The following is a 25,673-nucleotide window of genomic DNA, read 5'->3' as shown; positions in this document are numbered from 1 at the left end:
TTGCTATGTACGGCATCGCATCGTCCTATCCTCGCAGGAAGCGATCCTCCAACTACTTTTGGCGCTATAGAGCTTAACTTCTGTGTTCGGAATGGGTACAGGTGTATCCTCTATGCTATCAATACGACACCTTGAGTGATCAACACTCAAAACTAAATAGTAACTTATTCTTTTCTCTTTCTTGAACCACTCATTGGACTTTGCTTTGGTTAAGTCCTCGACCTATTAGTACTAGTCCGCTTCACACTTCACAGCGCTGCCACTTCTAGCCTATCTACCTCATCTTCTCTAAGGGGTCTTACTTCTTTCGAATGGGAAATCTCATCTCGAGGCGAGTTTCACACTTAGATGCTTTCAGCGTTTATCTCATCCATACGTAGCTACCCAGCTATGCCCTTGGCAGAACAACTGGTACACCAGCGGTATGTCCATCCCGGTCCTCTCGTACTAAGGACAGCTCCTCTCAAATTTCCTGCGCCCGCGACGGATAGGGACCGAACTGTCTCACGACGTTCTGAACCCAGCTCGCGTACCGCTTTAATGGGCGAACAGCCCAACCCTTGGGACCGACTACAGCCCCAGGATGCGATGAGCCGACATCGAGGTGCCAAACCTCCCCGTCGATGTGGACTCTTGGGGGAGATGAGCCTGTTATCCCCAGGGTAGCTTTTATCCGTTGAGCGATGGCCCTTCCATGCGGAACCACCGGATCACTAAGTCCTACTTTCGTACCTGCTCGAGTTGTAGCTCTCGCAGTCAAGCTTGCTTGTGCCTTTACACGCTACGAATGATTTCCAACCATTCTGAGCAAACCTTTGAGCGCCTCCGTTACCTTTTAGGAGGCGACCGCCCCAGTCAAACTGCCCGCCAGACACTGTCTTCGACCACGATTAGTGGCCAGAGTTAGAGTGGTCATACAACGAGGGTAGTATCCCATCTTTTGACTCCACCGAAACTAGCGTTCCGGTTTCTACGTCTCCTACCTATTCTGTACAAGCAGCACAAACACTCAATATCAAGCTACAGTAAAGCTCCATGGGGTCTTTCCGTCCTGTCGCGGGTAACCCGCATCTTCACGGGTATTTAAATTTCACCGAGTCCCTCGTTGAGACAGTGCCCAGATCGTTACGCCTTTCGTGCGGGTCGGAACTTACCCGACAAGGAATTTCGCTACCTTAGGACCGTTATAGTTACGGCCGCCGTTTACTGGGGCTTCAATTCGCACCTTCGCCGAAGCTAAGCACTCCTTTTAACCTTCCAGCACCGGGCAGGCGTCAGCCCCTATACTTCATCTTACGATTTTGCAGAAACCTGTGTTTTTGATAAACAGTCGCCTGGGCCTATTCACTGCGGCTGACCGAAGTCAGCACCCCTTCTCCCGAAGTTACGGGGTCATTTTGCCGAGTTCCTTAACGAGGGTTCTCTCGCTCACCTTAGTATTCTCTACTCGACTACCTGTGTCGGTTTGCGGTACGGGCAACCTAATACTCCCTAGAAGCTTTTCTCGGCAGTGTGACATCACAGACTTCTCTACTTTATTTCGATCCGCATCATAGCTTGTCCTAACAGTCAAAAGCATTTCACTCTTCACTAGACTTACTATTTACACGCACTTTTCCAACCGTGCGCTTCTGTTAGCCTCCTGCGTCCCTCCATCGGTGATAACGCATTAGCATTGGTACAGGAATCTCAACCTGTTATCCATCGACTACGCCTCTCGGCCTCGCCTTAGGTCCCGACTAACCCTGGGTGGACGAGCCTTCCCCAGGAAACCTTAGTCATTCGGTGGACAGGATTCTCACCTGTCTTTCGCTACTCATACCGGCATTCTCACTTGTATACGCTCCAGCAGTCCTCACGGTCTACCTTCATTGCCTATACAACGCTCTCCTATCGCGTACTTTAAAGTACACCCGCAGTTTCGGTAATATGTTTAGCCCCGGTACATTTTCCGCGCAAAGGCACTCGACTAGTGAGCTATTACGCACTCTTTAAATGGTGGCTGCTTCTAAGCCAACATCCTAGTTGTCTATGCACTTTCACATCGTTTTCCACTTAACATATATTTAGGGACCTTAACTGGCGATCTGGGCTGTTCCCCTTTCGACGATGGATCTTATCACTCACCGTCTGACTCCCATACATACATATCTGGCATTCGGAGTTTATCAAACTTTGGTAACCCGAGATGGGCCCCTAGGCTTAACAGTGCTCTACCTCCAGTATGCTTATTATGAGGCTAGCCCTAAAGCTATTTCGGAGAGAACCAGCTATCTCCAGGTTCGTTTGGAATTTCACCGCTACCCACAGTTCATCCGAGCATTTTTTAACATGCACCGGTTCGGACCTCCAGTAAGTTTTACCTCACCTTCATCCTGACCATGGGTAGGTCACCTGGTTTCGGGTCTACAGCATCGTACTATTCGCGCTATTCACACTCGCTTTCGCTGCGGCTCCGGTCTTTCCACCTTAACCTCGCACGATACCGTAACTCGCCGGTTCATTCTACAAAAGGCACGCCATCACTCATTAACGAGCTCTGACTTCTTGTAGGCGTCATGGTTTCAGGAACTATTTCACTCCCCTTCCGGGGTGCTTTTCACCTTTCCCTCACGGTACTGGTTCACTATCGGTCACTAGGGAGTATTTAGCCTTGGGAGATGGTCCTCCCGGATTCCGACCGGATTTCACGTGTCCGGCCGTACTCAGGATCCTGTCTAGAGGTAATCATATTTCGGTTACGGGATTATCACCCTCTTTGATCAAGCTTCCCAACTTGTTCACCTATATCATTACTTGGTAACTCAACGACAGTCCTACAACCCCAACATGCAAGCATGCTGGTTTGGGCTCTTCCCACTTCGCTCGCCGCTACTATGGGAATCGATTTTTCTTTCTGCTCCTGCTGCTAATGAGATGTTTCAGTTCACAGCGTATTCCTCTAATACACTATGTATTCATGTATTAGTAACATCCTAAGATGTTAGGTTTCCCCATTCGGAAATCTCCGGATCATAGCGTACTTACCGCTCCCCGAAGCTTATCGTAGTTAGTCACGTCCTTCATCGGCTCCTAGTGCCAAGGCATCCACCATGCGCCCTTATTAACTTAACCGGATAACACCTCACAGTGCTATCGATCAGTTTATGAGTTGGTTGCTTTAACACAACCTGCGATTAAACCGTTCTTTATTAAAGAACTTGATGTTGTTTCTCGGTTCAATTTTTTTGATATCTTTCGATATCTTTCAAAAAAAGAATTTGTTACTATTCAGTTTTCAATGTTCATCACGCCAACATCTTACGACATCGGCTATGGAGAATAGCGGGATCGAACCGCTGACCCCCTGCTTGCAAAGCAGGTGCTCTCCCAGCTGAGCTAATTCCCCATAGGCATTCTTGACTATGATACCTATTTAAAAGTACCACACTCAAAACTAAACAAAACTTTTGATTACAAATTTGACATTTAAGTCAGCGTCGGTTTCCGTTTATCCTTAGAAAGGAGGTGATCCAGCCGCAGGTTCTCCTACGGCTACCTTGTTACGACTTCACCCTAATCATCTGTCCCACCTTAGACGGCTACCTCCCGAAGGTTAGCCCACCGGCTTTGGGTGTTACAAACTCTCATGGTGTGACGGGCGGTGTGTACAAGACCCGGGAACGTATTCACCGCGGCATGCTGATCCGCGATTACTAGCGATTCCGACTTCATGTAGTCGAGTTGCAGACTACAATCCGAACTGAGACGTACTTTAAGAGATTAGCTTACCGTCGCCGGTTCGCAACTCGTTGTATACGCCATTGTAGCACGTGTGTAGCCCAGGTCATAAGGGGCATGATGATCTGACGTCATCCCCGCCTTCCTCCGGTTTGTCACCGGCAGTCTGTCTAGAGTGCCCAACTAAATGCTGGCAACTAAACATAAGGGTTGCGCTCGTTGCGGGACTTAACCCAACATCTCACGACACGAGCTGACGACGACCATGCACCACCTGTCACTTTGTCTCCGAAGAGAACAATATTATCTCTAACATCTTCAAAGGATGTCAAGACCTGGTAAGGTTCTTCGCGTTGCTTCGAATTAAACCACATGCTCCACCGCTTGTGCGGGTCCCCGTCAATTCCTTTGAGTTTCAACCTTGCGGTCGTACTCCCCAGGCGGAGTGCTTAATGCGTTAGCTCCGGCACTAAGAGGCGGAAACCTCCTAACACCTAGCACTCATCGTTTACGGTGTGGACTACCAGGGTATCTAATCCTGTTTGCTACCCACACTTTCGAGCCTCAACGTCAGTTACAGTCCAGCAAGCCGCCTTCGCCACTGGTGTTCTTCCATATATCTACGCATTCCACCGCTACACATGGAGTTCCACTTGCCTCTACTGCACTCAAGTTCGCCAGTTTCCAAAGCCATTCCACAGTTGAGCTGTGGGCTTTCACTTCAGACTTAACGAACCGTCTGCGCTCGCTTTACGCCCAATAAATCCGGATAACGCTCGGGACATACGTATTACCGCGGCTGCTGGCACGTATTTAGCCGTCCCTTTCTGGTATGGTACCGTCACATTAACATCATTTCCTACATTAACTATTCTTCCCATACAACAGTGCTTTACGACCCGAAAGCCTTCATCACACACGCGGCGTTGCTCCATCAGGCTTGCGCCCATTGTGGAAGATTCCCTACTGCAGCCTCCCGTAGGAGTTTGGGCCGTGTCTCAGTCCCAATGTGGCCGATCAGTCTCTCAACTCGGCTATGCATCATCGTCTTGGTAAGCCTTTACCTCACCAACTAACTAATGCACCGCGGATCCATCTCTAAGTGAGGCCGAAGCCCCTTTTAAACACACTTCATGCGAAATGCGTTGTTATACGGTATTAGCATCTGTTTCCAAATGTTATCCCCTGCTTAGAGGCAGGTTGTCCACGTGTTACTCACCCGTTCGCCACTCTAGCCATATGCTTTACGTCTCACCGAAGTGATCAGGTCCGCGACTAGCGTTCGACTTGCATGTATTAGGCACGCCGCCAGCGTTCATCCTGAGCCAGGATCAAACTCTCATTTTAAAAGTTTGAAGATTGCTCTTCAATGTTAACTGACTTGCTATATTGCTATAGCGTATCCGTTTATTGTTTGTTACGAATTGACTTCGCAAATTGTTTCTTTACACTATTTCGTAAAATAGTGACCCGACACATTTGTTTATCAAAGTTTTGTTCAGTTTTCAATGTGCTACCTGACATCTTGCGATGTCGTTGTTTCCTTACGAAACAACTTTTATATCTTACCATCTAATCAAACGCTTGTCAACACCTTTTTGAAATGTTTTTGCATTTCTTGGTGCGCCCTAGTCGCTCAATCCGTTGGCCTGCTTGACGTTTCCGCCAAACAACATATATTACTATACCAACCCTGTGCGCTACCGTCAACACCTTTTTTCCCTTTTTTCGCCCTTTTTACCCCCTTTTCTTTTTTACTTGCGCCACACCCCTTTTATCGCTATTTCGTTCGGATATTATCTGGAATCACCCCTATAATCACTAACATCATTCGACTAAAAAAGACACCCTAGGGTGTCTTTTTGATTATGCTTTATGCCACCGTTGACCTTGTGCAGTATCTTCAACAATAATATCTTGCAATTTTAAGATATCTCGAATGCGATCACTTTCAGAAAAGTCCTTATTTTGGCGTGCAATAACGCGTTGCTCTAATAATGATTGTTGTTCTACTGTCAATTGTTCAACTGGCATTAACGTTTCAATACCAAATACCTGCATCAAAGCTGTCATCGTCTCCAAAAGCAGCATTGCTGTATCACGTTGAATGATGGCAGCTTCACTATACGTATTCGCTAACGCAATTAACTCAAAAATGGCTGCTAAAGCATTTTGTGTATTAAAATCATCGTCCATTGCTGCAATGAATTGTTTTTTATATTCATTAATGTCAGATTCAACAGCTTCATTACGGCCATCTTTTGAATCCTTCATTCTAAAATGCAAATTACGATAAGCGGTACGAATACGATCTAACTCAACACGCGCTTGCGTTAGAGTATCTTCTGAATAATTAATTGGGCGTCGATACTGCGTCGTTGATAATAAATATCTGATCGTCATTGGGTCGTCATAACGTTCTAACATATCATGCAACGTGATGAAATTGCCCAAGGACTTACTCATCTTCTCATCATTAATATTAACAAAACCATTGTGTAACCAATAATGAACAAATGTCTGCCCTGTACGCGCCTCAGATTGAGCGATTTCATTCGTATGGTGTGGAAAGGCCAAATCAATGCCACCACCGTGAACATCGATGGTGTTGCCAAGATACTTTTGCGCCATCACTGAGCATTCTATATGCCAACCTGGACGGCCATTGCCCCAAGGTGAGTCCCATGAAATCACACCTGGTCGATTTTCTGACTTCCAAACCGCAAAGTCCAACGCGTCTTCTTTCTTTGCTAATTCTTCTGGGTCTAATCTTCCCGACGCACCCGCTTCTAATTCATTCAAATCTTGATGCGCTAAAATACCATAACCTTTAAACTGACGCGCACGGAAATAAACATCCCCATCAGCTTCATATGCATAGCCTTTAGCAATTAACTCTGACACAAATGAAATGATGTCAGGAATCACTTCAGTGGCCTTAGATCTTACTGTTGCCGGCTTAATATTTAATGGCAATGTATCATTTTCAAAAGCCTGCGCATACTTTTCAGTTATTGTGGCTTCAGAAACACCTTCTTCATGCGCACGATTGATAATTTTGTCATCAACATCTGTAAAGTTGGATACATAATTCACTTCGTAACCACGGAATTCAAAATAACGTCTAATGGTATCAAATGCAATGGCTGAACGTGCATTCCCAATATGAATATAGTTATAAATAGTAGGACCACAAACATACATGGTAATTAAATTAGGCTGAATCGATTTAAAAATTTCTTTTTGGTGGGTCAATGTATTATATACATGAATCATGGTGGTTGCCTCCTAGTAAATAATTAAATTGTACCCTGAAATAGCGGGTATTCAAAATATTTATCCAAAATAAAAAGCAATGCTCAAATCATCGCTTTTTATATTGATTAACAACGCATCACATTAAAATGCTCGTTTTCAACTGTGTATGGCGCAACCTGTCAAAAATCAAAATGGCAATAACCGTCTTGATAATATCACCTGGTACAAAAATAAGATTAGCAATCAACGCTTCTTTTAATGGTAAATGTGTACTGTAACTCATCCACAAAATACCAATACCTGTCACGATAACTAATGACACGATTAATAAACACAACCATACTTGCCATATCTTTTTAGCAGACACAACCTGAATTAGTAATGATACACATATTGGCGTTAATAAGTAGCCAAGTAAATAGCCACCCGTCGGTCCTGTTAAAACAGCCATACCACCTCGTCCGCCTGGTAGTACAGGTAACCCTAAAGCGGCTAGTATGAGGAATATGGCAACACTAATTGTGCCATATTTTTTCCCTAATATAAGCGCAATCATCATGATACCAAGATTCTGTAACACAATCGGTGCAGGTATAAAGCCTAATGGAATCGGTGGTATCAAACCCAAAACAATTAATACCGCCGTCATCAATGCCACCATCGTTATTTCTTTTGTCTTCACAATACACTCCAACTCCAGCGCTGTGCAATATTTTAGATACTACACTGCGTTTCTCATTTTTAAAGGTTGTTAATTGTTACCTTTATTATTAATATAGGGTAACATATAAAAAGATACCTTGCAAAATAAAAAAGATTAGCTTGCGCTAATCTTCTATCATACTTTTAATCTAAATATTTTGCCTTAACATCTGCCATAGTTTGAAGTACATTTTGTTTGTCTAACAATACTAACATTTCTGGTAAATTAGGACCTTGAACTTCATGTGTTGTTGCAATACGAATTGGATTCCAAAGATTACGGCCTTTGATTTCTAATTCATTTTGAATGCCTCGAATAGCGCCCATATAATCCGCTGCTGTTGCCGTTAATGGTAAGGCTTCATAAGCCGTTTGCCATGCTGCGAACACTTTGCGCCCTTCTTCTGACGTTAAATATTCAATCATTTCATCGGTCAAAGGCTCACGTAATTCAAAGAATGGTCGGCGTGTAATATCAACAATTTCTTGTGTATAAGCAATCCCATCTACACCAGCAACATCAATCACTGATTTTAACCATTCTACTTTTTGATCGGCATCCTGTTGTGAAATCAAATCAGCTTTCACCAATTCGCCAATCAACTGTGGCATCACTTTATCCTTGTCACGACGCATCCATTGGTTGTTAATCCATTCCAACTTCTTTTGGTCAAACTTAGCATTCGCCTTGCTCAAACGTGTTTCATCGAACATCTGGATAAATTCTTCAACTGAGAAAATCTCATCTTCGCCCTTTGGTGACCAACCAAGCAAGCCAATAAAATTAAACATTGCTTGCGGTAAATAACCCAGTTCACGATATTGCTCAACAAACTGTAAGACATCTTCATCACGCTTTGATAACTTCTTACCTGTAGCGCCGTTAATAATCAATGCCATATGACCGAATTTTGGAATTGCCCATCCCAAAGCTTCATAAATCATCATTTGCTTAGGTGTATTAGAAACATGATCATCCCCACGTAATACATGTGATATTGCCATTAAATGATCATCCACAACTACGGCAAAGTTATACGTTGGCATACCATCTGCTTTTTGAATGACCCAATCACCACCAACTTCTTTGGCACCAATTTCAATGTGTCCTTTAACGATATCATCCCAAGCATAAACTTTATCTTCAGGTACACGGAAACGAACAACTGGCTTTAGCCCTTGAGCTTCAAAGTCAGCATATTTTGCTTCGCGTTCAGCATTGCTTAAGCCTTCGTATTCGTAAACATAGTGTGGTGCCTGTTTGGCTGCTTGTTGTGCTTCGCGCTCTGCAGCCAGTTGTTCTGATGTTTTATATGACTTGTAAGCTAAGCCCTTTTCTAATAAGGCTTCAATATATTCTTGATAAATCCCCTGTTCGTTACGTTCAGATTGACGATAAGGACCGTATTCACCAGAAAAGTCAGGTGCTTCATCCCAGTCAAGACCTAACCATTTCAAGTTATCTAACTGTGATGTTTCACCATCAGCGATATTACGCTTTTGATCGGTATCTTCAATACGGATAATAAACTTACCGTTATAGTGGCGGGCAAATAACCAGTTAAAGATTGCTGTACGGGCGTTTCCAATGTGTAAATGTCCAGTTGGAGAAGGTGCATAACGCACACGAATTTCTTCTGTCATGATGTTATAAACTCCTAAATTTTAGTCTGTCATGATTTGCAATTAAGATGCAGAATCAATCCTATGACATAATGTCAATCAACAACCAGTATACAACAAAAGTATGATGATTCCCTTTAGAAATCGTGTTTAATTAATGGCTAATTGCAAGGCCTCGTTAATCGTTGTGACGCCAACCACATTTAACCCGTCTGGTAAAGTAACACCTGTTAAATTATTTTTGGGAACAATAGCACGCTTGAAGCCTAATTTATGCGCCTCTTTTAGCCGTCCTTCGATATCTGTAACGCTACGTACTTCGCCAGTTAACCCAATTTCCCCAATAAATATATCACTTGGTTGAGATTCTTTATCATGATATGAACTGGCAATCGCAATCGCAATCGCCAAATCAATGGCTGGTTCATCCAGCTTCACACCACCAGCAGCTTTCAAATACGCATCTTGATTTTGCAATAATAAATTAGCTCGCTTCTCTAAAACTGCCATAATCAACGATACACGATTACGATCTAGACCAGCAGCTGTTCGTTGTGCATTACCAAAAACCGTTGGTGTAACTAAAGCCTGTAATTCCACCAAAATAGGACGTGACCCTTCTAAGGCCACTACAATAGCGGAACCGGTTGCACCGGCTAGACGTTCTTCCAAAAAAATTTCCGATGGGTTTTTAACTTCTTGTAAACCACCATTACGCATTTCGAAAATGCCTAATTCGTTAGTCGCCCCAAATCGATTTTTAACCGCTCGAAGAATACGGTATTTATAGTTACTGTCACCTTCAAAATAAAGTACTGTATCGACCATATGTTCTAAAATTTTAGGTCCTGCAATCGCACCTTCTTTTGTCACATGTCCCACAATAAAGACTGTAATATTATTGGTTTTGGCGATTTGTAACAAATCTGCCGTTACTTCTCGAATTTGCGATACTGATCCAATTGCGGACTGAACATCTGGTTCTTGCATTGTTTGTACTGAATCAATGACAACAAAGTCAGGAGATAGTTCATCAATTTGTTTTTTGATAGCCACCATATCAGTTTCTGGATATAAATAAAACTCATCGTTACCAACCCCTAACCGATCCGCACGCAACTTCACTTGCTGCGCACTCTCTTCGCCGGTAACGTACAGAACACGACCTTGATGTGCCAATTGACCTGATACTTGAAGTAACAGGGTAGATTTTCCAATGCCTGGATCACCACCGATCAATACCATCGATCCAGGGACAACGCCACCACCCAAAACACGGTTAAGTTCTTGTAGTTTTGTCGCGACACGCGGTGTTGATTCAGACGTTACCTCATTGATTTTTTCCACTTTTGCTGAGCGACCGTCTAAACTAACACGACTTTTGCGATCATTTGTATCCGGTTGGATTTTTTCTTCAACAAAAGTTCCCCACTCACCACAATTAGAACAACGTCCCAGGTAACGCGCAGATACAAATCCACAATTAGAACAGATAAATTGCGTTTTTACTTTTGCCATTTTGCCTCCCAAAATATCGTCAATTAGTGTTTAATTCGTTGACCCAAATCCACCGACACGGACTGTTTTGTCATCATTAGCATCGCTATCTGCTAGTAAATAAGGTAGAAAGATACCTTGTCCGATACGTTCACCCTTTTTGATATGTACATCACGGATACCAAAGTTAATAAACTGGAAAAAGATTTCCCCTTCGTTGTTATCATTATTATAATAATCAGCATCCACAATACCCACAGCATTTGGCATCATAATACGTTTTTTAATTGGTCCAGAAGAACGTGATACCAACTGTAGATATTCGCCTTCTTGCATATATGCTTTGATACCTGTTGGCACAAGTACTGGCTTCAATAATTGTTGTAAATCCTCATTATCACTCACATTTTTTAACTTACCAAGTGAAAAAATATTTAATCCTCTAAAAAATGGATTACTTAAAACGCTAGGTAACGTTATATCTTCTGATGCTTCAAAATCATATCCTGCTGCTTGCTGTGTTGCGCGTTTAGGTAGGTTTACCTGAGCATCTTGATAACGGCTCACTACTTCAAATCCACGAATTGTCATAAAATATTAGTTCCTTACTTAAGTTAGTTATCTATCTATTATACGATAAATGATTTGAAACCTTCAGAGATTTAAAGGATAATAAAAGAAAAAAGGCGGTATTGATTATGGAAAATATCCAACGTGATACACATCGTTATTTCATTGCTGATGCTAGCGGTCGTATTCTGGCTGAACTCGACTACGCATACATCAATCATGACATGACCTACACTGTAGACAGTATCTTTGTTTCTCCTGAATTACGTGGCCAAGGCATTGCCAGTCAGTTACTTGATGCGATTGTCACTGATGCTAAGTCAGAAGACAAAACAATTAAAGCCGTGTGTCCCTATGCCAAGGCAGCCTTTCAACGTTATCCAGAAAAATACCAGGAGATTGAATACAAGCCATGAGTCAAGATACCCAAAAAGCTATCGCTGGTAAGCGCGCCGCTCAGTTTGTTGAAAACGATATGATAGTCGGAATTGGTTCAGGTTCAACTATCGCCCACGTCATTACTGAATTAGGTCGTCGTGTGGCTGAAGAAAATTTAAAGATTGTGGGTGTTCCCACTTCTGAACGTACACGTCGCACAGCTGCTAAACTTGGTATTCCCATGTACAATGTCGATGATGTGGACCAAATCGATTTAACAATTGATGGTGCCGACCAAATTGATGATTCATTTGCAGCAATTAAAGGTGGTGGTGCCGCACTGCTATGGGAAAAAATTGTTGCGGTAAACTCAAAACGTAACATATGGGTAATTGATGAAAGCAAGCGTGTTGAAAAATTAACCCAATACCTACCTGTAGAGGTTATTCCATACGGATCAGACCAACTATTTCGTCGTTTAGAAAACGATGGACTACAACCAACTTGGCGTCTTGATCAAAATGGCAATCCAGTCCGAACTGATTCTGCTAATTTTTTGATTGATTTACACTTACCCGCCATTGAAAGTCCACAAGATCTCAGCCATTTGTTATCTGAAATGGTAGGTGTCGTTGAAGACGGTCTCTTCTTAAATATCGTGAATCAAGTTGTTATCGGTACAGATACTGACTCTAAAATTATTGACGTCAAATAGCAGTGTGATACTGCTATTTTTTTATGTCAAAAATGCTAACACGTTTTACTTAGTCTATCTGCTTTAACGTTAAAATAATAAAAACTAAAAAGGCTAGGTTCATCATGCGCAACGAAGTTGATTCAATTGGTTCATTGTCTCTACCATCTGACGTTTATTACGGTATTCATACACAACGAGCATTAGATAATTTTCCGATTACGACTCAAGTTACCCATCCCGAGTTGATTCGTGCTTTTCTCCAGATTAAACAAGCTGCTGCTCAAACTAATGCAACGTCTGGTAGTTTACCACGACCATTAGCTAAACATATTGTTGCTGCGGTTAAAGTGTTACTATCACGTCCCATTGATTTAAAGCAGTTTCCAATTAGTGCAATTCAAGGGGGCGCAGGCACCAGTACAAATATGAATGTCAATGAAGTTATTGCTAACACTGCTTTAGAGATGGTGGGCCGTGAACGCGGTGATTATCAGTACATTCATCCTAACGACCATGTCAATATGGGGCAAAGTACCAATGACACTTATCCAAGTGCTGGAAAAATTGCCTTAATCCGACTTTTAGCACCGCTATTTACTGAGCTAGATGCACTTATCAACAGCCTATCTTATAAGGCAGAATCGTTTAAATCTATTTACAAAATGGGGCGAACACAACTCCAAGATGCAGTACCGACAACACTGGGCAATAGTTTTCACGCTTTCTTAAAGCCGTTACAAAGAGATTATCAACGCCTACAAGCTGCCGAAAAAGCATTACACAGTATCAATCTTGGTGGGTCAGCTATTGGTTCTGGTATTAATGTCAGCTATCATTACCAAGTTCATGTTGTGGATAATTTAGCAAGTATCACGCACTTATCCCTTGAACAGACTAGTGATTTATTTGATGGTACCCAAAATGCGGACGCTTTCGTCATGCTCTCTAGTCAATTGAAAACATTAGCTGTTAACCTATCAAAGATGGCTAATGATTTACGTTTATTAAGTTCTGGACCACGATCTGGATTTTTAGAAATTAATCTACCCGCTAAACAGGCCGGATCATCAATTATGCCAGGTAAAGTGAACCCCGTCATTCCTGAAGTCGTCAATCAAGTTGCTTTTGAAGTTTTTGGTTTTGACGCAACAGTCACTGCAGCTGCAGAGGCCGGTCAACTGGAATTGAATGCCTTTGAACCCATTATGTTCAAAAGTCTTTTTGCTAGTATTGAACATCTCACTCACGCGATGACAACTCTACGACTAAACGCTATCGATGGGATTAGCGCTAATCGTCAACGTCTCGCGCAAGATATTGATCTCTCTACGAGTTTTGCAACGGCTATGTCACCTATCATAGGTTACAATGCTGCATCTAAACTCACTAAATCTGCCTTAAAAACAGGTAAAACCTTACGGCAAATCGCCACGCAACAAGACTTGTTTACCGACCAACAATTAGAACATATTTTCCGTGTAGAAGAGCTCGTTATCAACGCACGAACCCCAGAACACGGTTTAGTGTTCCAAGCACCTAAGGATGAGAATTAATTAACCATTGTAAGCGTTTTCTGTAATAAGTCAATTATGCTATAATAATTATGGTTTAGCTTTGAGTTGTTTTGTACTAAAGTCGCTATAATTATTTGAATAGGAGTTAGCTTATGCTATTGTTGGTTAATATCATCGGCATATTCGTTTTTTTGGGTATTGCCTATGTCTTTTCAAACAACAAAAAAGCCATTGATTGGCGTGCTGTTATCACCATTGTTGGTTTGGAAGTTGTCCTTGCTTGGTTCTTTATGAAGTTCAGTTTGGGGCGTGATGTTGTTATTGGCGCTGCCAACGGTTTCAACTGGTTAATGAAAGTAGCCAATGAAGGTATTGCCTTTGCTGTACCCGACTGGCTACAACCTACTACTGGTAGCCCTAACTTTGTTACCAGCGTATTGTTACCAATTTTATTGGTCGTCCCATTATTTGATATTCTAACCTACTTGGGTATCTTACCTTGGATTGTGAAGTGGATTGGTCGCGGCCTATCATTTATCACACGTCAGCCCAAGTTCGAATCGTTCTTTGCCATTGAAATGATGTTCTTAGGCAATACAGAAGTACTGGCCGTTTCACGCGCGCAATTGCAACAGATGAGCGTTAAACGAAATTATACCTTAGCGTTGATGTCAATGAGTTGTGTGACTTCTGCCATCATCGGTGCTTATACGCAAATGGTGCCTGGTGCCTATGTTTTGACAGCTATCCCACTGAACATTCTGGGTTCTATCGTTATTGCTGCTATTTTAAACCCAGTTCAAATCACACCAGAAGAAGATATCGTGGCCACTATTCACACTGCAGGAGAAAAGAAAGAACCTTTCTTCTCTTTCTTAGGTGATTCAATTCTTGGTGCTGGTAAATTAATTTTGATTATTGCGGCAACAGTTATCTCATTCGTTTCTTTAGCTGCCTTGATCGATCAATTATTTAGCTTGACTGGTTTCAAATGGTTATCACTTGAAAATATATTTGGTACGATTCTCTTCCCATTTGCTTGGCTTTTAGGCTTCAACGTTCAAGATGCTTTCAAACTTGCACAGTTCATGGGCACTAAGTTAGTGACTAATGAATTCGTCGTTATGGGAAAAGTTACCAAGGATATGTTAGCGAGTCGTGGTGTCTTTGCCAATGAACATGCGCGTGTTGTCCTGACTGTCTTCTTAACAAGCTTTGCCAACTTCGGTACGTTAGGTATGATTATCGGCGCATTTAAAAGTTTGGTTTCCAAAGAAAAAACAGATTTCATCTCTTCACGTGTACCACAGTTAATGTTGTCTGGTGTCTTAGTATCATTGTTATCATCTGCAACAGCCGGTTTGTTCGCTTGGTAAAAGCATAATAAAAAAGCGCTTAATTAAGCGCTTTTTTATTGAGCATTACTTCTCAAGAATTTTCTTATTTGTAACGTTCAAGTCTGTATCCAAATCATAGACAACTGGTTCACCAGTAGCCATTTCAAGATTCAAGATATCTTCATCTGAAATGTTTTCCAAATACTTTGTTAAAGCACGCAATGAATTACCGTGAGCAGCAATAATAACATTTTTACCTTCACGCAACTTTGGTGCAATTTCATCTTGCCAGAATGGTAGAACACGTTCCAAAGTAATCTTCAAATTTTCAGCATTTGGAACAGTCTTTGGATCCAAGTCAGCATAACGACGCTCACCAGCAATTGAAAATTCTGCATCTTCAGGTTGTGCTGGAGGCAAAACATCGTATGAACGACGCCAGATATGCACTTGTTCGTCGCCCCACTTTTCAGCAGCAGCAGCTTTATTTTGTCCCTGCAAGTCGCCATAGTGACGTTCGTTTAGACGCCATGACTTTTGTTCAGGAATCCATAACTGGTCTGATTCTTCCAAAGCAAAATGCAAAGTCTTAATGGCACGTGTCAAAACTGATGTGTAGGCTTGATCAAATTCCAAACCTTCAGCCTTCAACTTGCGTCCAGCTTCCTTAGCTTCTTCAACACCTTGTTCACTCAAGTTGACATCAACCCAACCTGTAAACAAGTTCTTCAAATTCCATTCACTCTGACCGTGACGGATTAATACTAACTTAGCCATGATATAACTCCTTAGTTTGTGTTTGATTTAACTATTTCATTATACCGCAACCGCCACGCTCGCGAAACGTATCTCATGTAAAATTTAATGCCATAATTGGTGCCAAGTCTTTACAAACCAATTCGTAGGGGATGCTGACGTCTTAGCAGATAGGTTTAATTGACCATGTTCAGCTGGCTTAACATTCAAAAAATGTGCACCTTTTAAGTTAACTTTAGCAGTAGCCACAGGTTGATTTTTTTTGACTGATTTAAGATGTGGTTGCCAATCTGAAGTTGTCGCCTGAGTAGTCAAATTATCTTTATCACTTGTCCAAAATACTTTTGTCTTAGCCACTTGAACTGGTAATGTAAATTGCTTAGTAGCCGGTAACTTAATAGCAGCTGGATTAGTTAGATTTTGACCGGATTTAAACGTATGTGGATACCGTTGATCTAATACTAAAGCAACCGCATTAATCGCTTCTTGGTAGCGCAATGGTTTGTTTTGATAATCGCCCGCACCATTAATAATGGATAGAAAACGATGTCCTGATTTATCTTCTAAAATACCAGTAAAACTACCACCTGCTTCTGGTGTGGAGCCAGTTTTTCCACCTAATATATTAATTTTCTTGGGATTACTATAATTAGGCATTTGATTCATCACTTCGTACCAGTGTTCTATCTTTTCTTGGACAACATAACCGCCAGACATCGTATAAGAAATATTTGGTAATTGATCCAATTCAATAATTCGTGAATTCATATTTAAGAGATGCCACATCATCATTCCCAATTGCCTAGCGCTGGCTGTATTTTCAGCTGTGTCCGGTACATTGGCTAATTGATTCGCAAAGGCATCACTATTTTTTTGACCTGCTGCGTTATACCATTTAGATCCTTTTAAATTCAGTTCACTCGCCAAATCTTGTAAGGTTGTTTGAACTTTTTGCCCTTTAGGTGTGATGTATTCAGCTAGGGCAAAAGCAGCATCGTTAGCAGAAAGCGTCATCATAACATTATACAAATCACGCAATAGTATTTTGTCACCCGTCTTCATTGCAATATGACTAAATAACTTAGCATCTTGATCGTGTAAATCCGAATACTTTGTAATTGGTACTTTATCTGTCCATTTAATTTTGCCGGCTTGTATTTGTTTTAAAACGCCATACGCCACTAGCATTTTACTCTGTGAGGCAATCGGTACTTGTTCATCCGCATTCTTCTCACCAATAATTTGGCCACTAGTCAAATCAATAACCATTGCCGAACGCACATTCATTTTATCCAATGATATTGGTGCGGCAGTTGTCGTTTCTGCAGCAAAAGCTGTCGTTGGTATTAATGACAAGACAATACCGATTGTAATCATGGTTTTTATAATTCTCATACAGTCCTCCGCTGTGTCAATGGCAAGGTCATAACAAATGACGTAATTTCATCATTTGACTGTGCATAAATTGAACCAGCATGTTGTTCAATGATACCTTTCACAATTGCTAGTCCTAAGCCAGTACCGCCAGTTTTACTACTCCGTGAACTTTCAACACGATAAAAGCGGTCAAAGATATCTTTGAGATCTTTTTGCGGAATTGGTACACCATTGTTGCTGACTCTAATCTCAACTTGGTCCCCTCTCACTTGAGCGGTCAACTTGATAAAGGTTGCCCCTTCACCATATTTTAACGCATTGATAATCAAATTCATTAATGCTCGTGCTAACTTATCAGAATCGCCCTCCATAATAATCAAATTAGGTTCGGTTAATTGCATGAGCTCGATATTTTTATCCCGTGCATCAATTTCATAACTCGCTAATAATTGCGCAAATAAGTCACTCAAACTCAGCTGATTAATATTTAAAACCGCATCTGAAGTTTGTGTTTTAGAAAATTCAAACAAATCTTCCACCAAAGACTTCATTTGATTGGATTTATCATAAGCTGTGTGAATATACTTACGTCTATCAGCTTCACTTAACCTATCACCCATTTCAACTAGCCCCAAATAACCAATTATCGCAGTTAATGGTGTTCTTAAATCATGAGAAATATTTGTAATCATTTCATCTTTAGATTGCTCACTGGCACGTTCCTCAGCCCTAAGGTGTGCTGTCGTCTCAGCAATCCGATTAGAAACATTAATTAACGCTTGCGTTCGCGGTGCAAACGGTGCATTCCAATCAACCGCGATATCGGGCCCCTCATCAGCAATTTTAGTTAAATCTTCTATGAGACGATCTAAGCTTACAGTTCTTCTATAAATTCTCACCTGCCATATTATAATAAGCGCGTTGCCAATAACTAAGCCAATCCATGTGAGCCAATGAAGTGGCACCAAATAAAACCACATCAATTCACGCCGTGGCATCATTACAATCGCATTAACCGAAATAAGTGCCCAACTAAAAAGCAAGCCTAACACAAAGGTTACGCTGCCATAATAAATCTTTGTTTGCTGTTGTTTAAAAAAATGCTTGATTGTCATGATTAATTGACTTCTATCTTATAACCAACGCCCCAAACAGTCTGAATCACTTGATCGCCGCTAGTTGCTTCTTCAATCTTATCGCGCAAATGCGATACATGAACCATTACCGTTTTAGCTGAAACAACACTTTCTTGTTGCCAAACTTTTTCAAAAATATCATCTGCTGAAAATACACGATTTGGATGTGATGCTAGTAAATATAAAATGCCAAACTCTAATGCCGTTAGATTAACCAAATCACCTGCTACTGTTTTCACTTCATGACTATCTTTATTAATAATTAAAGACCCAATATCTAAAACATCTGGTGCCTTATCTTGAACAGCATTTTCCGCGCGACGTAATAACGAGCGTACACGTGCCATAACTTCTAACGGGTTGAAAGGCTTAGTAACATAGTCATCAGCACCTGTAATAAGTCCTTGAATCTTATCCATATCACCAGACTTAGCTGACAACATCAAGATAGGAATACGACTGTCCTTACGAACGGTCTTCACAACATCTAAACCATTCATATTGGGCATCATAACGTCCAGAATCATTAAACTCGTATCAGGATTGGTATTGAGTTTTGATAAAGCCTCTTTACCATCTGAAGCCATCACTGGTTCATAACCTTCATTTTTCAAGTAAATTTCAAGCAGTTCGGCAATTTCATTATCGTCATCAACAACTAGAATTTTCATAACAAAACCTCACCTTACTTCTGATTATTTTTTTGTTGTGCTTCAAAACGAGATTGGTTTGATAGCTGCCCAATAGCAAAGAAGCCATTGCCTTTCAAGCCATTCTTTTGACGATTATAGTAAAAGCCGCCATAGGCTAATGCGCCTAAAATAATGTAAGCGATTGGTGGTAATGTTGGGTTAATGATTGGTGGCATGATACCAACAATAACAAATCCAAGCAACCACACAACAATTGCACCAGCAAGGAATAACCAACGTTTTCCCTTATTAACCGTGGGTTTTTGTTCGTCTGGATTCGGTGTTAATTTAAGCAAGGCGTATGTGTAAACTGTACCACCCAAAATTGCAATTGTTAACAAGGACAAAATACCCGCACCAGCATTGTTTTCTTTCGAGAAGAACAAAGTCACCCCAAAGACGAAAGCAAATAACATAAAAATAACTAATATGGTATCAATGGCTAATGGCAGAAATCCAAAATCGTGTAACTTTTTCGCATGACGTTTTGGATCAAGATACTTTTGTACTGCTAAGGTTGGTGTGCCATATAGTTGTTGTGCTGTACGCCCTGTATGTTGCGTCGCAAGTAATTCGTCTTCTACCTCAACCACTACTTTTTCTATTTGTTCAGCATCCAACTTGCCACTTTTCGCTAAGTGTTTTTTGAATTGAAAAATGAATTCTTCATTTTTCTTAGTAAGTTGGCGCTTTTCTTTTTTCTCTGACATAACGTCCTCCAAATATGTACGGTGTCTTATTGACACACGATTATGACACCTTGTAAATCAATATCGCAACACCGTGATTGGTGCTTTTTAAACGTTGAAACGGAATTCAATAATATCACCGTCTTGTACAGTATATTCCTTACCTTCCGAGCGTAAACGGCCTGCTTCACGTACTGCTTTCACTGAACCGTACTGATCCAAATCATCAAAACTAATCGTCTCGGCACGAATAAAGCCACGTTCAAAGTCAGAATGAATCACACCTGCCACTTGCGGTGCTTTCATACCTGCTTTAAATGTCCAGGCACGTGTTTCTTTACCACCTGCTGTAAAGAAAGTTCTTAAGTCTAGCAAATGATAAGCTGCACGAATTAATTTGTTCAAGCCAGGTTCTTCGATACCTGCTAATTCCAAATAATCACCTTTTTCATCGTCATCTAATTGTGCAATTTCTTCTTCAGCACTCGCAGATAACCCAATGACATCCGCACCCTCAGTTGCTGCAAATTCCTGAATTGTTTTGAAGTAATCAGAAGCTTCCGGATTACTCATATCATCTTCACTGATATTAGCAACGTACAAAACTGGCTTTGATGTTAATAAGAACAATCCCTTAACAATGAGTAGTTCCTCTTCGTTAAATGTCAATGTTCGGACAGATTTACCAGATTCTAACGTTGGCTTAATCTTTTCAAGCACTGCTAATTCAGCAATGGCATCTTTATCTTTGGCATTCTTAGCCTGCTTTTCAACACGTGAAAAGCGCTTATCAATCGTTTCTAAATCGGCCAAAATTAATTCTGTGTTGATTGTGTCGATATCATCCAACGGGTTCACAACACCATTAACATGAATAATTTCATCATTATCGAACGCACGGACAACATGAACAATGGCATTCACTTGACGAATATTATCTAAGAATTTATTACCTAAACCTTCACCTTGAGAGGCCCCTTTTACAATACCGGCAATATCTGTAAATTCAAATGTCGTCGGAATGATTTTATCGGCTGGTACCATCTCTTGAATACGTGCCAAACGTGCATCTGGTACTTCAACCATCCCCACGTTAGGTTCAATAGTGGCAAACGGATAGTTCGCCATTTCAGCGCCTGCTTTAGTAATTGCATTAAATAAGGTTGATTTCCCAACGTTTGGTAAACCAACAATGCCAGCTGTTAATGCCATGATTATTGCTCTCTTTCTTCTACCGACTTCAAAATTTTCTTAATTCGCTTATTAAAATCAAAGCGCCCAATCATCACGACACGGCCACAATTTGTACACTTAATTTTAACATCTGCACCGACACGTATAATTTCCCAAGCATTCGCACCACACGCATGCGGCTTTTTCATTTCAACAATGTCATGTAATTTATATTCAATGGGTGTCATATTCCACCTACTTATTAATTGATATCAATATTCAATACATCTAAAATACGATTCAAATCATCATGTGACATGTAAGCAATCTCAATCTTACCTTTGCCGTTGTTATGTGCATCTATCTTAACTTTAGTACCAAATTTTTCTTCTAATTCAGAAGTTAGTGCTACTGTAAACGGAGAAGGCACTTTAGATGTTACTGTCTTAGGTTCAGTATTCAACTGATTAACCATTGCTTCGACTTGTCGCACATTGAAGCCACGTTTGATAATTTCATTTGCTGCAGGTTCAATCTGGCTCTTTTTCTTTAATCCGAGCAAGGCACGGGCATGCCCCATTGTTAATTGTCCTTCTTGAACGAAATCTTGTACCAATACAGGTAACTTCAAAAGTCTAACGGCATTCGCTACAGCACTACGGTCTTTACCAATCTTTTCAGCCACCTGTGCTTGTGTATAATTTAATTGCGTCATCAAAGCTTGAAAAGCTTGCGCTTCTTCAATGGCATCTAAATCATCACGCTGCAAATTTTCAATGATGGCCATTTCCATCATGTCTGCATCTTCAAGTGAACGCACAATAGCAGGAATATTTTCTTGCTCGGCTAAACGAGAAGCCCTTACACGACGCTCTCCTGCAATGATTTCATATTCTTGTCCATTTTGACGGACAACAATTGGACTCAAAACACCACTTTGTTTGATGGAACGAGCCAAATCTTCTAACTTATCCTGATCAAATCGTTGCCGTGGTTGAAATGGATTGGGTCGAATAACTTTTAAATCAAGTAAAACAACATTTTCATTGTTAGCAGTTGCATCATCTTTATGCTCCACAACCGCCTTCATGTTTTTGTTAAATAGGCTACCCATGCCTTTGCCCAAACCACTTTTTTTGTTATTTATCGCCATATTGTGCAATAACCTCCTGCGCAAGTTGTGTATAGACTTTTGCGCCAACTGAACGAGGATCAAAATCAATAATTGCCTGTCCATATGATGGTGCTTCACTTAAGCGAACATTACGCGGAATCATTGTATCGTAGACCTTATCACTGAAGTAACTGCGCACTTCTTGTGCCACTTGCTTTGCAAGATTTGTACGACCATCATACATTGTGAGCAAAATACCCGCGACATCTAATTCTGGATTAAACTGTTGTCGCACTAATTCAATCGTATTTAATAATTGACCAAGGCCTTCTAATGCATAAAATTCCGTTTGCACTGGAATAAGCACTGCATCTGCTGCCGTAAAAGCATTCACTGTTAGTAAACCTAATGCTGGTGGATTATCAATCAAGATAAAGTCATAATTATCACGCACCGTGTTGAGAGCTTGTTTTAGACGATCTTCACGTGCATCTTGATTAGCTAATTCAATTTCTGCACCAGAAAGTTGGATCGTTGAAGGGACTAAATCATAATTGTCAGTCGCAATGATTGCCTCTTGAATGGGTAATTGATCCACAATAACATCATAAATATCATGCTCAACTTCTGACTTATCGACACCTAACCCACTCGTTGCATTACCCTGGGCATCTATATCCACTAACAAAACACGCTTGCCTGCTTGGGCGAGCGCTGCTCCTAAATTAATACTTGTCGTTGTTTTGCCGACACCACCTTTTTGGTTAGCCAGCGCGATTATTTGATTCGTCATAATTACTCCAAAAGTTGAATTGTTGGCACCCTATCATTATTGAATTGGCTTTTTATTGGGTGTTCCAGCCTGGCGCGGATATTTTTTAGGTGTCTTTTGTACTTTATCAATGATTTGAATAAAGCGTTTATCACCATTTGGTAGCTGAAAATCAAACGCTTCTTTGAACCGGCCACCTAATGTATGTAAGGCTTTTTCACCATCTCCTAATTCTTGCTGTGCATTTGCACCCTTCATCACCAATAACTGACCACCAATCTTGACAAATGGTAGTGTATATTCAGCTAAAACACTGGTTCTAGCAACCGCACGGGCTGTTGCATAATCAAATTGCTCGCGAAAACGTTGCTCTTGGCCGATGTCTTCCGCACGACCATGCACGATTGTCACATGATCCAAACCTAATGCTTCAACGACCGTTTTTAAGAAACGCACGCGTTTCTGTAGAGCGTCAACTAATGTTACCCGTAATTGTGGAAAAGCAATTTTAAGGGGTAATGCAGGAAAGCCCGCTCCGGTACCCACATCAATAAGCGTTTGATTCGTGGTTTGTAGTGATGTCACATATTGTGCCACCGTTAATGAATCAAAAAAATGTTTTAGATAAACTTCATGCTGTTCTGTAATCGCTGTTAAGTTAACATGTTCATTTGTCTCAACTAAAAGTTCATAATATTGATGAAATTGTTTAACTTGTGTTTCTGTTAAAAGAATACCGGCTTTTTTCAATGCCGCAACAAACGCTTCAACCGTCATGTTTTACCTCAATTTTTGGTTTTTGCGCACAATAAAAAAAGCGCTAGATATAACTAATACTAGAATACCCAAAAAGCGCTTATATTTCAACTTTTCCCATATTTATTTGTTCGTCGGAAATCTGACCAATTGCTGCAATAAACCATTGTTCAAATGCAGGGCGGTCAACTCCGAGTGCCACATGAACATTATGTTTATCATGATAAGCATGACGTATATCAGCAACTGTTCCCCCAATTGCCGGTCCATCTGTTACCACATCAACCCAATAATCTACGAGTTGATAGCTCTCAGGATGTAGCAAATAATATAGCGTGTTCACATCATGCATCGGCTTACCAGTCTCTTCGTTATCACCATAAAAAGCCATCATCGCTGTGAGCATGCGTCCCGTTTCGTTGGCGCCTTGCAATTTTGCAACTGTGTCACCGCTGATAAGTGCTTTTAATGTGACATCTAAGCCAATCATCGTAATATCTAAACCACTATTAAATACAATTTTAGCGGCATCTGGATCAGTAAAGACGTTGAATTCAGCTACTGATGTCATATTGCCGCCCGATAAACTACCACCCATTACAACAAGACGTTCAATTTTTGAAATCACTTCTGGATGTTGGGTTATCAAATTAGCAATATTGGTAAAAGCACCCACTGCAACGACTGTTACTTTTTCTGGACTGCTTTGTAATACTTCAACCATCGCATCTACTGCTGATAGATCAAGAATAGTTGTCTGTACTTCACCGAAATCATAGCCTGGCATACCGGATTCACCATGAATATGGCTCGCATCTTCAAATTTTTTAACGAGTGGCTTTTCAGCACCTCTAGCAACCTTAATATCTTGACGATTAAAAAAATGGGCTAACTTCAAAATATTAGTAGTTGTCTTATCAACAGTCACATTACCAGCGACACTCGTCATGAGTTTCACATCAAATGCAGGATTTGTTAATAAAATTGAAATAGCTGCTGCATCATCAATACCAGGATCTGTATCAAAAATAATAGGTGTCTTATGCATCTGTCCGTCTCCAATTCATTGTTTTCTTCTATATATATTGTATCTTAAACGAATTGAAAACGCTTTACCAATCTATTAAACACATAAAAAGTAAAACAACTTTGACATTTTTAGTCAAACATGTTTTACTTATTTTATGAAAAATAATATAAAAACTTTGAGAAAGGCACAGAAATTTTCTCAAGATGAACTAGCACAAGCAGCTGGCGTTACTCGTCAAACAATCAATGCTATTGAAAATGATAAGTACGATCCTTCCTTAGAGTTGGCATTTAAATTAGCTAGTATTTTATTAGTTCGTGTTGATGAACTCTTTTTGTGGCACAAGGAGAATCTATGAATACATCACGTCATGATACCTGGCATTATTTGTTATTACGAAATATCGTACCACTCAACTTCGCTCTGTTTTTAACATTAGTTGGTACTAGCTTAATAATTATTGAAATATCATATTTACCCCATCCAAAAATCTGGAATATAACTATTTTGACAATATTGTGTATTATATTTTTATCTAATATGCTTTTCTTGCCTTTTTATCTCAAACACAAATGGCAATTATATGGTAACAAAGAATATCTGATTGATGACGAAAGTAAATTAAGCAATAACGGTATAGTATTTGCAGATGAACGTGAGTACAATATGATGTTGCGTGCCAAGTCCTACGCATTTAACCTTCTATGGCCACTAGTAATGAGTATTGCCATTTTAGAAAGTACTATTGTTGGTCCACTTCTTAAAATAAGCAGTTCTCACTTTATATATTCAGGTTACTTTGCACTATCAATGGGGCTGATTATTCTCATTTCTCACTTGGAAATGTTATTAAAATTCAGAAAATTATTAGGAAACTAGCTC

At 40.6% G+C, this 25,673-nt stretch carries 22 protein-coding genes, 1 tRNA gene and 3 rRNA genes; 6 read left to right on the top strand and 20 right to left on the bottom strand.

The window, feature by feature from the left end:
* Positions 1-12: 12 nt before the first annotated feature.
* The 9 genes from rrf to C5L23_RS04275 all read right to left on the bottom strand — a co-directional run bounded on the left by rrf (position 13) and on the right by C5L23_RS04275 (position 11,391).
* Positions 13-129, bottom strand: a 5S ribosomal RNA gene (gene rrf / locus C5L23_RS04315).
* Between the two features lie 76 nt (positions 130-205).
* Positions 206-3,114 (bottom strand): 23S ribosomal RNA (locus C5L23_RS04310).
* A gap of 201 nt (positions 3,115-3,315) precedes the next feature.
* Positions 3,316-3,388: transfer RNA gene (locus tag C5L23_RS04305), tRNA-Ala, on the bottom strand.
* Between the two features lie 112 nt (positions 3,389-3,500).
* A 16S ribosomal RNA gene (locus tag C5L23_RS04300) occupies positions 3,501-5,067 on the bottom strand.
* The 16S, 23S and 5S rRNA genes sit together here with 1 tRNA gene alongside, the layout of an rRNA operon.
* Positions 5,068-5,586: 519 nt before the next feature.
* Positions 5,587-6,996 (bottom strand): cysteine--tRNA ligase, encoded by a 1,410-nt coding sequence (gene cysS, locus C5L23_RS04295; RefSeq protein ID WP_010006923.1) that lies wholly within the window; start codon positions 6,994-6,996, stop codon positions 5,587-5,589.
* A gap of 118 nt (positions 6,997-7,114) precedes the next feature.
* Positions 7,115-7,660, bottom strand: a complete 546-nt coding sequence (locus C5L23_RS04290; protein WP_010006922.1) for a biotin transporter BioY — start codon at positions 7,658-7,660, stop codon at positions 7,115-7,117.
* 164 nt (positions 7,661-7,824) lie between these two features.
* The gene (gene gltX / locus C5L23_RS04285) at positions 7,825-9,324 is read right to left on the bottom strand and encodes a glutamate--tRNA ligase (RefSeq protein WP_010006919.1); all 1,500 of its coding nucleotides are present in this window, start codon (positions 9,322-9,324) and stop codon (positions 7,825-7,827) included.
* Positions 9,325-9,453: 129 nt separating this feature from the next.
* Positions 9,454-10,821 (bottom strand): DNA repair protein RadA, encoded by a 1,368-nt coding sequence (radA, locus tag C5L23_RS04280; protein ID WP_133264331.1) that lies wholly within the window; start codon positions 10,819-10,821, stop codon positions 9,454-9,456.
* A 30-nt stretch (positions 10,822-10,851) separates the two neighbouring features.
* The gene (locus C5L23_RS04275) at positions 10,852-11,391 is read right to left on the bottom strand and encodes a dCTP deaminase/dUTPase family protein (RefSeq protein WP_010006918.1); all 540 of its coding nucleotides are present in this window, start codon (positions 11,389-11,391) and stop codon (positions 10,852-10,854) included.
* 107 nt (positions 11,392-11,498) lie between these two features.
* Here C5L23_RS04275 and C5L23_RS04270 point away from each other — a divergent pair, with 107 nt between their 5' ends.
* The 4 genes from C5L23_RS04270 to C5L23_RS04255 all read left to right on the top strand — a co-directional run bounded on the left by C5L23_RS04270 (position 11,499) and on the right by C5L23_RS04255 (position 15,335).
* The gene (locus C5L23_RS04270) at positions 11,499-11,786 is read left to right on the top strand and encodes a GNAT family N-acetyltransferase (protein WP_010006917.1); all 288 of its coding nucleotides are present in this window, start codon (positions 11,499-11,501) and stop codon (positions 11,784-11,786) included.
* Positions 11,783-12,463, top strand: a complete 681-nt coding sequence (gene rpiA / locus C5L23_RS04265; RefSeq protein WP_010006915.1) for a ribose-5-phosphate isomerase RpiA — start codon at positions 11,783-11,785, stop codon at positions 12,461-12,463. Before C5L23_RS04270 ends, rpiA begins: the two co-directional genes overlap by 4 nt.
* Before the next feature lie 104 nt (positions 12,464-12,567).
* Positions 12,568-13,998 carry an aspartate ammonia-lyase gene (locus C5L23_RS04260; RefSeq protein WP_010006914.1) on the top strand — a complete coding sequence of 477 codons (1,431 nt, stop codon included), beginning with the start codon at positions 12,568-12,570 and terminating at the stop codon, positions 13,996-13,998.
* A gap of 113 nt (positions 13,999-14,111) precedes the next feature.
* Positions 14,112-15,335 carry a NupC/NupG family nucleoside CNT transporter gene (locus C5L23_RS04255; protein WP_010006913.1) on the top strand — a complete coding sequence of 408 codons (1,224 nt, stop codon included), beginning with the start codon at positions 14,112-14,114 and terminating at the stop codon, positions 15,333-15,335.
* Positions 15,336-15,380: 45 nt separating this feature from the next.
* Here C5L23_RS04255 and C5L23_RS04250 read toward each other — a convergent pair whose 3' ends face one another.
* The 11 genes from C5L23_RS04250 to rihC all read right to left on the bottom strand — a co-directional run bounded on the left by C5L23_RS04250 (position 15,381) and on the right by rihC (position 24,809).
* A complete protein-coding gene (locus tag C5L23_RS04250; RefSeq protein ID WP_010006912.1) occupies positions 15,381-16,073 on the bottom strand; it encodes a 2,3-diphosphoglycerate-dependent phosphoglycerate mutase in 693 nt (230 codons plus the stop codon).
* 84 nt (positions 16,074-16,157) lie between these two features.
* Positions 16,158-17,447 carry a D-alanyl-D-alanine carboxypeptidase family protein gene (locus C5L23_RS04245; RefSeq protein ID WP_133264330.1) on the bottom strand — a complete coding sequence of 430 codons (1,290 nt, stop codon included), beginning with the start codon at positions 17,445-17,447 and terminating at the stop codon, positions 16,158-16,160.
* A complete protein-coding gene (locus tag C5L23_RS04240; protein WP_133264329.1) occupies positions 17,444-18,544 on the bottom strand; it encodes a sensor histidine kinase in 1,101 nt (366 codons plus the stop codon). Before C5L23_RS04240 ends, C5L23_RS04245 begins: the two co-directional genes overlap by 4 nt.
* Before the next feature lie 2 nt (positions 18,545-18,546).
* On the bottom strand, positions 18,547-19,236 hold the full coding sequence (locus tag C5L23_RS04235) for a response regulator transcription factor (protein WP_010006909.1): 690 nt from the start codon (positions 19,234-19,236) through the stop codon (positions 18,547-18,549).
* Between the two features lie 14 nt (positions 19,237-19,250).
* Positions 19,251-19,967, bottom strand: a complete 717-nt coding sequence (locus tag C5L23_RS04230) for a DUF1129 domain-containing protein (protein WP_133264328.1) — start codon at positions 19,965-19,967, stop codon at positions 19,251-19,253.
* An 87-nt stretch (positions 19,968-20,054) separates the two neighbouring features.
* Positions 20,055-21,158 (bottom strand): redox-regulated ATPase YchF, encoded by a 1,104-nt coding sequence (gene ychF / locus C5L23_RS04225; protein WP_010006904.1) that lies wholly within the window; start codon positions 21,156-21,158, stop codon positions 20,055-20,057.
* A gap of 2 nt (positions 21,159-21,160) precedes the next feature.
* Entirely contained in the window at positions 21,161-21,367 is a 207-nt protein-coding gene (locus C5L23_RS04220) for a DUF951 domain-containing protein (RefSeq protein ID WP_010006901.1), read from the bottom strand.
* A gap of 14 nt (positions 21,368-21,381) precedes the next feature.
* Entirely contained in the window at positions 21,382-22,272 is an 891-nt protein-coding gene (locus tag C5L23_RS04215; RefSeq protein ID WP_253953486.1) for a ParB/RepB/Spo0J family partition protein, read from the bottom strand.
* On the bottom strand, positions 22,259-23,026 hold the full coding sequence (locus tag C5L23_RS04210) for a ParA family protein (RefSeq protein WP_010006899.1): 768 nt from the start codon (positions 23,024-23,026) through the stop codon (positions 22,259-22,261). Before C5L23_RS04210 ends, C5L23_RS04215 begins: the two co-directional genes overlap by 14 nt.
* 36 nt (positions 23,027-23,062) lie before the next feature.
* On the bottom strand, positions 23,063-23,782 hold the full coding sequence (gene rsmG, locus C5L23_RS04205) for a 16S rRNA (guanine(527)-N(7))-methyltransferase RsmG (protein WP_010006897.1): 720 nt from the start codon (positions 23,780-23,782) through the stop codon (positions 23,063-23,065).
* Positions 23,783-23,861: 79 nt separating this feature from the next.
* Positions 23,862-24,809, bottom strand: a complete 948-nt coding sequence (gene rihC, locus C5L23_RS04200) for a ribonucleoside hydrolase RihC (protein ID WP_133264327.1) — start codon at positions 24,807-24,809, stop codon at positions 23,862-23,864.
* Between the two features lie 136 nt (positions 24,810-24,945).
* Here rihC and C5L23_RS04195 point away from each other — a divergent pair, with 136 nt between their 5' ends.
* Both C5L23_RS04195 and C5L23_RS04190 read left to right on the top strand, forming a co-directional pair.
* Positions 24,946-25,149, top strand: coding sequence for a helix-turn-helix transcriptional regulator (locus C5L23_RS04195; RefSeq protein ID WP_010006896.1), 204 nt, complete (start codon positions 24,946-24,948; stop codon positions 25,147-25,149).
* Positions 25,146-25,670, top strand: a complete 525-nt coding sequence (locus C5L23_RS04190; protein WP_010006895.1) for a hypothetical protein — start codon at positions 25,146-25,148, stop codon at positions 25,668-25,670. The genes C5L23_RS04195 and C5L23_RS04190 overlap by 4 nt, the downstream gene beginning before the upstream one ends.
* The last annotated feature ends 3 nt before the right edge of the window (positions 25,671-25,673 follow it).

Source organism: Leuconostoc fallax (assembly GCF_004354645.1).
Taxonomy (GTDB): domain Bacteria; phylum Bacillota; class Bacilli; order Lactobacillales; family Lactobacillaceae; genus Leuconostoc_B; species Leuconostoc_B fallax.
Note: the sequence above shows the minus strand (reverse complement) of the source record. Positions and strands in the feature narration are given on the sequence as shown.